12 protein-coding genes are annotated in these 12,697 nt (G+C 71.9%); 7 read left to right on the top strand and 5 right to left on the bottom strand.

What is annotated here, in order from left to right; translation table 11 throughout:
* The first annotated feature begins 83 nt into the window (after positions 1-83).
* The 7 genes from AB5J49_RS06500 (at position 84) to AB5J49_RS06470 (ending at position 5,412) form a co-directional block, all read left to right on the top strand.
* The gene (locus tag AB5J49_RS06500; protein WP_369167479.1) at positions 84-713 is read left to right on the top strand and encodes a TetR/AcrR family transcriptional regulator; all 630 of its coding nucleotides are present in this window, start codon (positions 84-86) and stop codon (positions 711-713) included.
* Positions 714-846: 133 nt separating this feature from the next.
* Positions 847-1,149, top strand: coding sequence for an urease subunit gamma (locus AB5J49_RS06495; protein ID WP_010355509.1), 303 nt, complete (start codon positions 847-849; stop codon positions 1,147-1,149).
* Between the two features lie 11 nt (positions 1,150-1,160).
* Entirely contained in the window at positions 1,161-1,472 is a 312-nt protein-coding gene (locus AB5J49_RS06490; protein WP_369167478.1) for an urease subunit beta, read from the top strand.
* The gene (locus tag AB5J49_RS06485) at positions 1,465-3,186 is read left to right on the top strand and encodes an urease subunit alpha (RefSeq protein WP_369167477.1); all 1,722 of its coding nucleotides are present in this window, start codon (positions 1,465-1,467) and stop codon (positions 3,184-3,186) included. The genes AB5J49_RS06490 and AB5J49_RS06485 overlap by 8 nt, the downstream gene beginning before the upstream one ends.
* A 14-nt stretch (positions 3,187-3,200) precedes the next feature.
* Complete coding sequence (locus AB5J49_RS06480) at positions 3,201-3,875, top strand: urease accessory protein UreF (RefSeq protein ID WP_369167476.1); 675 nt, start codon at positions 3,201-3,203, stop codon at positions 3,873-3,875.
* A 62-nt stretch (positions 3,876-3,937) separates the two neighbouring features.
* Positions 3,938-4,615 carry an urease accessory protein UreG gene (gene ureG / locus AB5J49_RS06475; RefSeq protein WP_369167475.1) on the top strand — a complete coding sequence of 226 codons (678 nt, stop codon included), beginning with the start codon at positions 3,938-3,940 and terminating at the stop codon, positions 4,613-4,615.
* The gene (locus tag AB5J49_RS06470) at positions 4,603-5,412 is read left to right on the top strand and encodes an urease accessory protein UreD (RefSeq protein ID WP_369167474.1); all 810 of its coding nucleotides are present in this window, start codon (positions 4,603-4,605) and stop codon (positions 5,410-5,412) included. The genes ureG and AB5J49_RS06470 overlap by 13 nt, the downstream gene beginning before the upstream one ends.
* Here the strand turns inward: AB5J49_RS06470 and AB5J49_RS06465 are convergent.
* From AB5J49_RS06465 to ddaH, 5 genes are all read right to left on the bottom strand, one after another.
* Positions 5,405-6,130, bottom strand: a complete 726-nt coding sequence (locus AB5J49_RS06465; RefSeq protein ID WP_369167473.1) for a lysophospholipid acyltransferase family protein — start codon at positions 6,128-6,130, stop codon at positions 5,405-5,407. The genes AB5J49_RS06470 and AB5J49_RS06465 overlap by 8 nt on opposite strands.
* 323 nt (positions 6,131-6,453) lie before the next feature.
* Positions 6,454-7,686: a PP2C family protein-serine/threonine phosphatase gene (locus AB5J49_RS06460; RefSeq protein WP_369167472.1), complete on the bottom strand. Its 1,233-nt coding sequence runs from the start codon at positions 7,684-7,686 to the stop codon at positions 6,454-6,456.
* An 88-nt stretch (positions 7,687-7,774) separates the two neighbouring features.
* Positions 7,775-10,234: a SpoIIE family protein phosphatase gene (locus AB5J49_RS06455; RefSeq protein ID WP_369167471.1), complete on the bottom strand. Its 2,460-nt coding sequence runs from the start codon at positions 10,232-10,234 to the stop codon at positions 7,775-7,777.
* Positions 10,235-10,623: 389 nt separating this feature from the next.
* Positions 10,624-11,841 (bottom strand): ornithine--oxo-acid transaminase, encoded by a 1,218-nt coding sequence (rocD, locus tag AB5J49_RS06450; RefSeq protein WP_369167470.1) that lies wholly within the window; start codon positions 11,839-11,841, stop codon positions 10,624-10,626.
* Complete coding sequence (ddaH, locus tag AB5J49_RS06445; RefSeq protein ID WP_369167469.1) at positions 11,841-12,650, bottom strand: dimethylargininase; 810 nt, start codon at positions 12,648-12,650, stop codon at positions 11,841-11,843. The genes rocD and ddaH overlap by 1 nt, the downstream gene beginning before the upstream one ends.
* Positions 12,651-12,697 lie beyond the last annotated feature (47 nt).

The following is a 12,697-nucleotide window of genomic DNA, read 5'->3' as shown; positions in this document are numbered from 1 at the left end:
GGATCGTTCGTTTTTGTTATGACGCCACCGTCCTGCGTATGCGGCTCCTTGTCAAGAATGAATGTTCGTTTTACTTTGGGGTCATGGCCCGCGTATCCCAGGCACACCTCCACGCCCGCCGTCGGCAGATCCTCGACGGCGCCGCCCGCTGCTTCGCCCGCAACGGGTTCCACGCCACGTCCATGCAGGACGTGCTGAAGGAGGTCGACCTGTCGGCCGGGGCCGTGTACCGCTACTTCAGCGGCAAGGAGGAGCTCATCGCCGCGATCGTCGGTGAAGTGCTCGGCCAGGTCCGCGAGGGCTTCGAGGAGGCGGCCCGCAGCAGCCCGCCCCCGCCGCCGGACCGCCTGGTGTCGTCGGTCATGAGTCGCGTTCTCGCCGCCAAGGAGTACCTGACCGTGGACGGACGGCCCGCGTTCCCGCGGCTGGTCATCCAGGTATGGCCGGAGACACTCCGCAACGACGACCTCGCGGCGCTTCTGCGCGAGGGCTACGGCGCGGTGCAGGAGACCTGGACGCGGATCGTCCAGTCGTACCAGGACGCCGGGATGATGCGGCCGGACGTGTCACCGGAGCACGTGGCCCGGACGATGATGGCCGCCGCGATGGGCTTCCTCGCGCAGCAGGCCCTGTTCGGGCCGGCGCCGGTCGAGGTCCTGCAGGACGGTCTACGGGCGTTGATGAGCATGTCTGCCACGCGGTCGGGCGGCTGAGCGGATCACGGTCCGGTTAACTTGCTTGAAACTCGGTCCAACTAGCCTGCCGATCTACGCCACCAGGGACTTTGCCCGGTGGCCGAGGCAACCGGACCCCGCACGGTCCGGAGCGAAGACTGTGAGGTGGGACGTGCAACTGACCCCGCACGAGCAAGAGAGGCTGCTCATCCACGTGGCGGCCGACGTGGCCGAGAAGCGCCGGGCCCGCGGGCTCAAGCTGAACCACCCCGAGGCGGTCGCCCTCATCACGTCGCACATCCTCGAGGGCGCCCGTGACGGCCGTACCGTCGCCGAGCTCATGGCCTCCGGGCGCAAGCTGCTCACGCGCGACGACGTCATGGAGGGCATACCCGAGATGATCCACGACGTGCAGGTCGAGGCGACCTTCCCGGACGGCACCAAGCTCGTCACCGTCCACGACCCGATCGTCTGAAGGGGGCCTCGATGATTCCCGGAGAGATCCTGTTCGCCGACGGGTCGATTGCCTACAACGAAGGCCGCGAGGTCACCCGGCTGACCGTCCTCAACGCCGCCGACCGGCCCGTCCAGGTCGGCTCCCACTACCACTTCGCCGAGGCCAACCCCGGTCTGGACTTCGACCGCGCCGCAGCCCGCGGCCAGCGGCTGAACATCGCCGCCGGCACCGCCGTGCGCTTCGAGCCCGGGATCCCCGTCGACGTCGAACTCGTCCCGCTCGCCGGCGCCCGCGTGGTGCCCGGACTGCGCGGGGAGACCGGAGGTGCCCTCGATGCCTGAGATCTCCCGGGCCGCGTACGCCGACCTGTTCGGCCCCACCACCGGCGACCGCATCCGGCTCGCCGACACCGACCTGCTGGTCGAGATCGAGGAGGACCGTTCCGGCGGTCCCGGACTCGCCGGTGACGAGGCCGTGTTCGGCGGCGGCAAGGTCATCCGCGAATCCATGGGCCAGTCCCGTGCTACGCGCGCAGACGGCACCCCCGACACCGTCATCACGGGCGTCGTGATCATCGACCACTGGGGCATCGTCAAGGCCGACGTCGGCATCCGCGACGGCCGGATCACCGGCATCGGCAAGGCGGGCAACCCCGACACGATGGACGGGGTGCACCCGGACCTCGTCATCGGCCCCGAGACCGAGATCATCGCCGGCAACGGGCGCATCCTCACGGCCGGCGCCATCGACGCGCACGTGCACTTCATCTGCCCCCAGATCGCCGACGAGGCGCTCGCCGCCGGCATCACCACGCTGATCGGCGGCGGCACCGGACCCGCCGAGGGCTCCAAGGCGACCACCGTGACGCCCGGCCCCTGGCATCTGGCCCGGATGCTGGAGGCGATGGAGGAGCACCCCGTCAACTTCGGCCTGCTGGGCAAGGGCAACACCGTCTCCCACGAGGCGATGCTGTCCCAGATCCGCGGCGGCGCGCTCGGCCTCAAGCTGCACGAGGACTGGGGCTCCACCCCGGCCGTCATCGACGCCTCGCTGACCGTCGCCGACCGGACCGGCATCCAGGTCGCGATCCACACGGACACGCTGAACGAGGCCGGTTTCGTCGGCGACACGCTCGCGGCGATCGCCGGACGCGGCATCCACGCCTACCACACCGAGGGCGCGGGCGGCGGGCACGCGCCGGACATCATGACCGTCGTCTCCGAGCCGCACGTGCTGCCCAGCTCGACCAACCCGACGCGGCCGTTCACCGTCAACACCGCCGAGGAACACCTCGACATGCTGATGGTGTGCCACCACCTCAACCCGGCGGTGCCCGAGGACCTCGCGTTCGCCGAGTCCCGCATCCGCCCGTCGACGATCGGCGCGGAGGACATCCTCCACGACCTCGGAGCGATCTCGATCATCTCGTCCGACGCCCAGGCCATGGGCCGCGTCGGCGAGGTCGTCATGCGGACCTGGCAGACCGCCCACGTCATGAAGCGGCGGCGGGGTGCGCTGCCCGGGGACGGGCGCGCGGACAACCACCGGGTGCGGCGGTACGTCGCCAAGTACACGATCAACCCGGCCCTCGCCCAGGGGCTTTCCCACGAGGTCGGCTCCGTCGAGACCGGCAAGCTCGCCGACCTGGTGCTGTGGCAGCCGGCGTTCTTCGGCGTCAAGCCGCACCTCGTCATCAAGGGCGGGCAGATCGCGTACGCGCAGATGGGCGACGCCAACGCGTCCATCCCGACGCCGCAGCCGATCCTGCCCCGGCCGATGTTCGGCGCGATCGGACGGGCGCCGGCCTCGAACTCGGTCAACTTCGTGGCGCCGCTCGCGATCGAGGACGGGCTCGCGGAGCGGCTCCAGCTCGGGAAGCGGTTCGTGGCCATCGAGTCGACGCGTGGGGTGACCAAGGCCGACATGCGGCAGAACGACGCGCGGCCCGACGTACGGGTCGATCCCGACAGCTTCGCCGTGCACATCGACGGGGAGCTGGTGGAGGCCACGCCCGCCGCCGAACTGCCCATGGCCCAGCGCTACTTCCTGTTCTGAGGGCTGGGTCTTCGATGTCACGGGCAACACTTCTCGTCCTGGCCGACGGCCGCTTTCCCGCCGGGGGGCATGCGCACTCCGGCGGGGCCGAGGCGGCCGTCAAGGCGGGGCGGATCAGCGGGGCCGCGAGCCTGGAGGACTTCTGCCGGGGGCGGCTGCACACGGCGGGGCTGGTCGCGGCCTCGCTCGCCGCGGCGGCCGCGCTCGGGGTCGATGCGGTGGCCCTGGACGAGGCCGCCGACGCCCGCACGCCGTCGCCCGCGTTGCGGCTTGCCGCGCGGAAGTTGGGGCGGCAGCTGATGCGGGCCGCTCGGGCGACGTGGCCGTCCCAGGAGCTGGACGACCTTGCTCGTCGGTTTCCCAAGGGGGCCCATCAGCCCGTCGTGCTGGGCGTCGTGGCCCGGGCGGCGGGGTTGGAGGCCGTCGAGGCTGCTTACTGTGCGGCGTACGAGAGTGTGAGCGGGCCGGCGTCCGCGACGGTGCGGTTGCTGAGTCTCGATCCCTTCGACGCCACGGCGGTGCTGGCCCGGTTGGCGCCGGAGTTGGACCGGGTGGTGGACCGGGCGGTCGAGGCGGGGCGACTGGTCGTCGACGGGGGAGTCGACGAGTTGCCCGCCGCTTCCGCTCCGTTGCTGGAGATCGGGGCGGAGGTGCATGCGGCTTGGGCCGTACGTCTGTTCGCCTCGTAGAAAGCCGCCCACCCCTCGACTGAGCCAGCCCCCAGCACATCTCGTACCGAAGGAGCCGCCCCATGCACCTCGACCACTCCCACGACGGCCCCTCCGCCGTCAGCGCCGACGCCCGCCGTCCCGACGGATCGCGCCGTGCGCTGCGTATCGGACTCGGCGGGCCCGTCGGGTCCGGCAAGACCGCGACCGTCGCCGCGCTCTGCCGTGCCCTGCGTGACGAGTTCTCCCTCGCGGTCGTCACGAACGACATCTACACGCGTGAGGACGCCGAGTTCCTGCTGCGGGAGGCGGTGTTGCCGCCCGAGCGGATCACAGCCGTGGAGACGGGGGCCTGTCCGCACACCGCGATTCGGGACGACATCTCCGCGAACCTCGAAGCCGTCGAGGATCTGGAGGACGAGGTCGGCCCCCTCGACCTCATCCTCGTCGAGTCCGGTGGGGACAACCTCACCGCCACCTTCTCCAAGGGGCTCGTCGATGCGCAGATCTTCGTGATCGACGTCGCCGGTGGGGACGACATTCCGCGCAAGGGCGGGCCGGGGGTGACCACCGCCGATCTGCTCGTCGTCAACAAGACCGACCTCGCGCCGTACGTCGGCTCCGACCTGGCGCGGATGGCGGCCGACGCCAAGGCGCAGCGGGCCGAACTCCCGGTCGTCTTCCAATCGCTCCGGAGCGAGCCCGGCGTGCACGACGTCGCCGACTGGGTGCGGGCGCGGCTCGCGGCGTGGACGGCGTGACCGTGGCGGGTGGAGTACGGGCGGTCGCGCGGATCGTCGCCCGGGACGACGGGCGGGGCGGCACCTCGCTGCCCGTGCTCGAGGGCGACGGGCCGCTGGCGCTCCGGCGGACCCGGGGGAGCGGCGCCGAGGCGCGGGTCGTGCTCGTCGGCGCGATGAGCGGGCCTCTCGGCGGCGACCACTTCACCGTGGCGGCCGATGTGGAGACCGGCGCCCGGCTGCGCGTCGGGTCGGCGGGCGCCACCATCGCGCTGCCGGGACAGAGCAAGAGCGAGTCCCGTTACGACGTACGGCTCTCCGTCGCCGACGGCGGCGAACTGCACTGGCTGCCCGAGCAGTTGATCTGCGCGCGAGGCAGTGATCTGTACGTCACGACCCGCGTCGACGTCGGCGCGGCGGGGCGGCTCGTGCTGCGTGAGGAGCAGGTGCTCGGGCGGGCGGGGGAGGAGCCGGGGCGGCTCGGGAGCCGGATCCGGGTGAGTGTCGCGGGTCGGGTTGTTCTCGATCAGGAGCTTGCCTGTGGGCCCGGTGCGCCGGGTGGCTGGGACGGCCCCGCCGGGCTCGGCGGACACCGGGCTGTCGGTCAGCTCGTCGTCGTACGGCCCGAGTTCGCCGAGGCTCCGGTGGTGGCTCGGGTGCTGGGGGAGAACGCCGCCGTCGTGCCGCTTGCCGGCCCCGCCGCTCTGGTGAGCGCCGTGGCGGCGGACGCGCTGCGGCTGCGCAGGCTGCTCGACGAGGCGCTCGGGGCGCTCGAGTCCCTCGACCGAGCGCCCCACGCGCAAGACCGCGTCAACTGATGGGCAACCGAGGGAACTTGCGCTCCTTCTCCGCCTTGGCGGCGGCCTCCTCGGCCTTGGCGACGGCCGCGTACTGGTCGACGTACTCCTGCTCGGAGAGCGAGAGGATCGCGTACATGATCTCGTCGGTCACGGCGCGCAGGATCGCCTTCTCGTTCTCCATGCCGGCGTAGCGGGAGAAGTCGAGGGGCTTGCCGAAGCGGATCGTCACCGGGTGGAGGTTCGGGATGACCTTGCCCGGCGGCTGGGCCTCGAACGTGCCGATCATCGCGCAGGGAATGACCGGGACCCGCGCCCTCAGCGCCATCACCGCGACCCCGACCTTGCCCTTGTAGAGGCGGCCGTCGTGCGAGCGGGTGCCCTCCGGGTAGATGCCGAGGAGCTCGTCCTTGCTCAGGACCCCGAGCCCCTCGCGGATCGCGGCCTGGCCCGCCTCCTTGCCGGTGCGGTCGACCGGGATCTGCCCGGCGCTGCGGAAGAAGGCCGCGGTCAGGCGTCCCCTGATGCCCGGGCCCGTGAAGTACTCCTTCTTGGCGAGGAAGGTGATGCGCCGCTTGAGCATCGCGGGCATCAGGAAGTGGTCGGAGAACGACAGGTGGTTGCCGGCGACGATGGCCGCGCCGGTGGCCGGCACGTGCTCGAGGCCTTCTATGCGAGGGCGGAAGACCAGTCTCAGCAGAGGTCCCAACAACACGTATTTGAGTACGTAGTAGAACAAAGGGGTCGCTCCTCACTCCGGCGGATCACTTCCAACCGCCGCGTTCTGGCAGGTCAACCGGCGTGCTGTGGGGCTGCCAGTGTAGGCGCAGGGGTGACAGGCCGGAACCGGGTCGGGTCGGACGGATGCCGGCCGACACCGAATCTCCTGACTGGAAGTCAGGAACGTGGCGGGCGGCGTCACTTGCGGGTGGGGAGGACCGCCGGGCCAGCCTGGTGTCATGGGCAGGTGTGCGGCAACCTGATGACGCGGTTTGGCGTGATCACGGTTACCGGGTGGCAGGTCGCCCGCCCTTGCGGGGAGCCGTCTCGTCTGCTCGTTCATCACAGCCGCACGATGATCAGCGCCGCGTCGTCCGTCGCGCCGCCCGGCGGCAGCAGCTCCAGCAGGACGGCGTCGGCGAGGGGCTCGGGGTCGGCCGTGCGGTGGCGTACGAGGGCGTCGGCGAGGCGGGTCAGGCCGGCGTCGATGTCCTCGCGGCGGCGTTCGATCAGGCCGTCGGTGTACAGCGCCAGCGTGGCGCCGCCGGTGAAGGACGTGACGGCCTGCGGTCTTGGGACCGGGTCGGGGCGGGCGTCCAGGGGCGGGTCGGTGGCCTGGTCGAGGAACTCCACGCGGCCGTCGGCGTGGACCAGCACCGGCGGTGGGTGGCCCGCGCTGCTGTAGGTGACGGTGTGGGCGTCGAAGTCGACGAACGTCGTGACCGCGGTGGCCGATTCGGCGCCGTCGACGACATGGGCGTACCGTCCCAGCACGTCGAGCGCCTGCGCCGGGCCGTCGGCGACGCGGGAGGTGGCGCTGAGCGCGCTGCGCAGCTGACCCATGACCCCGGCGGCCGCCAGGCCGTGACCGACCACGTCGCCCACGGACACGCCGATTCGGTTGCCGCCCACCAGGTCGACCACGTCGTACCAGTCGCCGCACACGTTCAGCGCGCCGATCGCGGGCCGGTAGCGCACGGCGGCCCGGTGGTTGCTCACCTGCCGGCCGGCGGGCAGCATCGCCTCCTGCAGGGCGAGGGCCACCTCGCGCTCGCGGGCGTGCGCCTGCCGCAGCCGTTCGTTGAGCTCCTGCAGTTCGCGGGCGCGCGTGTACAGCTCGGCCTCCAGCACCCGCGCCCGGCTGTCGCCACCCTGCCTGCCGCGGAGGTGGATGAGCTCGGTGACCTCCTCCACCCGGTGCACGATGAGTGCCACCCGCCCGTCGGGGCCGAAGACGGGCGCGTTGACCGGGCTCCAGTAGCGCTCCACCCACTCGCCGGGGCGGGTGGGATCCTCGACGTCATAGCGCTGCAGCGCCATGGTGTCGCGCTCGCCGGTGGCCACCACGCGCAGCATCGACGCCTGGACGTCGCGCATGCCGGTGGCGGCGGGGTCGTTGGGGTTGTCGGGGAAGACGTCGAAGATGTACCGGCCCACCAGCTCTGCGCGGGTGCGCCCGGACAGGCGCTGGAAGTCCTCGTTGGCGTCGGCGTAGACCAGCTCCGACGTCAGCAGTGCCACCATTCCGGGCAGGCCCTGGAACACCGCCTCGTAGTCGATCGCCTTCTCGTTCATGACTCCCGCCTCACCACCGGGGTCGGACCAGTTTCGCACGCTGTGTGACTTATGTACCGATGTACTACATCTGCGTGACCATGGCAGGTCAGGGCGACGGGTCCGTCAGGGACTGCTCCGCCCAGATGATCTTCCCCTCGGGGACGAAGCGGGTGCCCCACCGCTGGGTGAACTGGGAGACCAGCAGCAGCCCGCGCCCGCCCTCGTCGGTGGTGCGGGGGTGGCGCAGGTGCGGGGCGGTGGCGCCGCCGTCGAAGACCTCGCAGATCAGCGCGCGCTCCCTGATCAGGCGCAGCCGGATGGGGCCGGTGGCGTACCGGATCGCGTTGGTGACCAGCTCGCTGACGACCAGTTCCGTCGTGAAGGCGAAGTCCTCCAGGCCCCACTCCGACAGCTGCCGGGCGGCCGTCTTGCGTGCGTCGGCCACGGCCGCCGGGTCGGCCGGCAGGTCCCAGTCGGCGACCTGCTCGGCGCCGAGGAGGCGGGTACGGGCCATCAGCAGCGCCACGTCGTCGTGCGGGCGGTCCGGGACCAGCGCGTCGACCACGGTCCGGCAGCGCAGGTCCAGCGAGTCGGCGCGCCGCTCCAGGGCCGCCCGCAGCCGGTCCCGGTCGGTGTCGATGGCCCAGTCGTCCCCGTGTGCCAGCAGTCCGTCGGTGTGCAGGGCGAGCGTGCTGTTCGCCGCCAGGGCCAGCTCGACCGACTCGAACGGGGGGCCTCCCACCCCGAGTGGCGCTCCCTGCGGAAGATCGACGAAGGTGACGCCGCCGTCGGGCCACACGACCGCGGGCGCCGGATGGCCCGCGGCCGCCATGGTGCACTGCCCGTCGACCGGGTCGTAGATGACATACACGCACCCGGATCCCACGGACTGGGTGATGGCGGCCTCCTCCACGCCCATCTGGACGGCCTCCTCGCGGGCCGACCGCGCGACCAGGTCGTCGAGATGGGCCAGCACCTCCTCGGGCGGCAGATCCAGCAGGGCGAGGGTCCGTACGGCGGTCCGCAGCCGCCCCATCGCCGCGGCGGCGTCGATGCCGTGCCCGGGCACCTCGCCCACCACCAGGGCGACGCGGGCGCCCGACAGCGGGATGACGTCGTACCAGTCGCCGCCGAGGCCGGTCAGCTCGTCGGCCGGCCGGTAGCAGGCGGACACCTCCACCGCGTCCTGCTCGGGCAGCTGGTGCGGCAGCAGGCTGCGCTGCAGAACCAGCGCCGCGTCACGCTCGCGGGTGTAGCGCCGGGCGTTGTCCACACAGACGGCCGCCCGTGAGACGAGGTCCTCGGCCAGGTTCAGGTCGTCCTCCTCGAAGGACTCCTGGCGGTGGCGCCGGAAGAACGTCGTGACGCCGAGGGTGACGCCCCGCGCGCGGATCGGCACGATCATCACGCTGTGCAGACCCAGTTCGAGGAAGATGGCGGCCCGCCCGCCGCGCGCGTGCTCGGTCCATGCCTCGCCGAGCGGGTCGAGCCTCTCCTCGCGCCAGGATCTGGCCGTCCTCAGACAGCGGATCGGAGGCGAGCCCGCCGGATAGGTGACCACCTCACCGATGCCGACGACGGCCTCCGGCACCCGCTCGGTGGCCGACCGCTGCCCCGCGCGCCGCAGCGGCACCGGACCCGTTTCGCTCAGCGGCCCGGCCACCGGCTCCCCACCCCCGAGCACCGACTCCAGCAGGTCCACGGTGACCAGGTCGGCCAGCCCCGGTACGGCCACGTCGGCCAGTTCCTGGGCGGTGCGGGTGATGTCCAGGGAGCGGCCGATGTACTGGCCGGCCCGGTCGAGCAGGGCCAGGCGCTGGCGGGTGCGGTGCCGGTCGGTGATGTCCTCGACCGTGTAGTACACGCCCATGGGGTGGCCGTGGCCGTCGTCGAGCCGGGTGAACGACATCATGTGCGCGGTCTCGCGCAGCGGTGCGGAGCGGGCGTGGCCCACGTGCTCGTAGCCGACGATCGGTTCGCCGGTCGTCAGCACGCGGCGCATCTGCGCCTCGATGGACTCGGAGTCCAGACCGGGCTGGATGTCCGCGAGCCGCAGACCGAGCCGACGGGTCGGCGGGCCGCCGCCGTACTGGGCGAGGGCGCTGTTCGACCAGACGTACCGCAGGTCCGTGTCGACGATGGCTATGCCGACGGGGGAGCGGGCGACCATCTGCTCCAGTACGGCGCGGCTCATGTCCCAGCCGGGGGCCTCGTCGAGCTCCGACAGGAGCGCGAGCCACCGTGCGGGGCCCTGGGTGTCCTGGGCCGCGGTGATCCGCACCATGAGCCTGACCCGCGGCCCGTCCCTGCGCAGGGCTGTCAGCAGCCCCACCCAGCCGCCGTCCACGCGGCACCGCTCGATCAGCTCCGGCACCCGCCCCGCGTCCTCGGCGCTCAGCAGCTCGGCGACGCTCCTGCCCACCGCCTCGGAGGCCGTGTACGCCAGCAGCCGCTGGGCGTCCCTGGTCCACCCCGTCACCCGACCCTGTGCGTCAAGCAGCACAGGCACGGCGTCCGCCACGTCGAACCCGTGCCGGGCGACGCCCCGCTCCTCGTGTGTGCCCACGGCCGACCTCTCTGTCGCTGAGAGCGGTCTACCACCTCTTGTCCCCATCTTCACCCTTCCGGTCAACGCCGCCTCTTTGCGGGGGCCGGGCGTGTGCGGGGAGGAGGGGGCCGGGGGGAATGGCGGGGGCGAGGAAATGGGGGGGAGTGGCGGTCCGTATGTGTTGGCGGGGATGCGGGTGGAGGCGGCGGAACGGTGGCCGACGACGAGGGACGGAGGGGACGGACGCCGACGGCAGGCCGGCAAAGGCGCGATGCGAAGCACCTGCCCGCCTCCGTCGCCGCCGCCTCCTCCCCCCTCCCGCAAAACAGCCCGGCCCCCATGTCCAGGGCCGGGCTGTCATGCCGGGCTGCCATGTCGGGCCGGCATACCGGGGCGTATCCGGGCGTCTACGCCAGTACCTTCTCCAGCGCCCCCAGCGCCCCCGTCAGCTCCTCCGCCGTGATCGTCAGTGGCGGTGCCAGGCGGATCGTGGAGCCGTGGGTGTCCTTCACCAGGACCCCCTCGCGCAGGAGCCGTTCGCCGATCTCGCGGCCCGTGCCCGCTGCCGGGTCGATGTCGACGCCCGCCCACAGGCCCCGCACGCGGAAGCCGACGACGCCCTTGCCGAGCAGGGCCGACAGGCCGCCCCGCAGGACCACGCCCAGCTCGGCGGCCCGGCGCTGGAACTCGCCTGTTTCGAGCAGCTCGACCACCGCAGTGCCGACCGCGGCGGCCAGCGGGTTGCCGCCGAACGTCGAGCCGTGCTCGCCCGGGCGCAGCACGCCGAGTACGTCACGGCGGGCCACCACCGCCGACACCGGAACGATGCCGCCGCCCAGCGCCTTGCCCAGCAGCAGCACGTCCGGGACGACCGCCTCGTGCTCGACGGCGAGCGTACGGCCCGTGCGGCCGAGGCCCGACTGGATCTCGTCCGCGATGAACAGGCAGCCCTTGCGGCGGGTCAGGTCGCGCACCCCGGTGAGGTAGCCCTCGTCCGGGATGAGGACGCCCGCCTCGCCCTGGATCGGCTCCAGCAGCACCGCCGCCGTCGTCTCGTCGACCGCCGCCTCCAGCGCCGCCAGGTCGTTGTACGGCACGATCCGGAAACCCGGCGTGAAGGGGCCGAAGCCCTGCCGCGCCGTCTCATCCGTGGAGAACGACACGATCGTCGTCGTACGGCCGTGGAAGTTCTCCGCCGCCACCACGATCGTCGCCCGGTCGGCCGGGACGCCCTTCACCTCGTACGCCCACTTGCGGGCCACCTTGATGCCGGACTCGACCGCTTCGGCGCCCGTGTTCATGGGCAGCACCATGTCCAGCCCCGTCAACGACGCGAGCCGCTCCGCGAATTCGGCCAGCTTGTCGTTGTGGAAGGCACGGGATGTGAGGGTCAGGCGGTCGAGCTGGTGATGCGCCGCCTCGATCAGCGCCGGGTGGCGGTGGCCGAAGTTCAGGGCCGAGTAGCCGGCCAGCATGTCGAGGTAGCGGCGGCCCTCCACGTCCTCCACCCACGTGCCCTCGGCGCGTGCGACGACCACGGGCAGCGGGTGGTAGTTGTGCGCCAGGACCGGCTCCTCGGCGCGGATCAGGTCGGCGGACGAGCGGGTGGTCACGGGAGCGGTCATCAGCGGATCTCCTGGGTGCAGCACTTGATGCCGCCGCCGGCCTTGCGGAACTCCGACAGGTCGACGGGGACGGGGACGTAGCCGCGGTCGGCGAGGGCGCAGGTGAGAGCCTCGGCCTGGGGCGCGATGAAGACGTTGCGGCCGTCGGACACGGAGTTCAGCCCGAACGCCATCGCGTCCTCGCGGGTGGCGAGCACCGCCTCCGGGTACAGCCGCGCGAGCACCTCACGGCTGCCCGGCGAGAAGGCCTCCGGGTAGTACGCGATGTTGTCGTCGTCGAGGACGAAGAGCGCCGTGTCCAGGTGGTAGAAGCGCGGATCCACCAGCGTCAGGCTGATCACCGGATGGCCGAAGAACTCCTGCACCTCGCGATGGGCCTCGCGGGTCGTACGGAATCCGGTGCCGGCCAGCACGTACCGGCCCGTCCAGACCAGGTCGCCCTCGCCCTCGCAGACGGACTCGGGGCGGTACACGTCGTAGCCCGCCATCTTGAACCAGGTGTCGTAGTGCGTGGACTCGGGGCGCCGCTGCGGCGCGTGGAAGAGGGAGCCGAAGACACGGCCGCCCACGACCACGGCCGAGTTCGCGGCGAAGACCATGTCCGGCAGGTCGGGGGCGGGCTCCACCGTGTCGACGGTGTGGCCGTGGGTCCGGTAGGCGCTGATCAGCGCCTGCCACTGGGCCTGGGCGAGATCGACGTCGACAGGGCTGTCGGGTCGCATCCAGGGGTTGATCGCGTACTGCACGGCGAAGTGTCTGGGTTCGCAGACGAGATACCGCCGCCGGCGCGGCACACGGGAGTCGGGCACCGAGGGGTTCCTCCGCTTCCTGGGAGTGTCGACTGAGGGTTGACACC

Source organism: Streptomyces sp. R28 (assembly GCF_041052385.1).
Classification (GTDB): domain Bacteria; phylum Actinomycetota; class Actinomycetes; order Streptomycetales; family Streptomycetaceae; genus Streptomyces.
The sequence above is the reverse complement of the archived record's forward strand: the minus strand, read 5'-3'. Positions and strand labels throughout refer to the sequence as shown.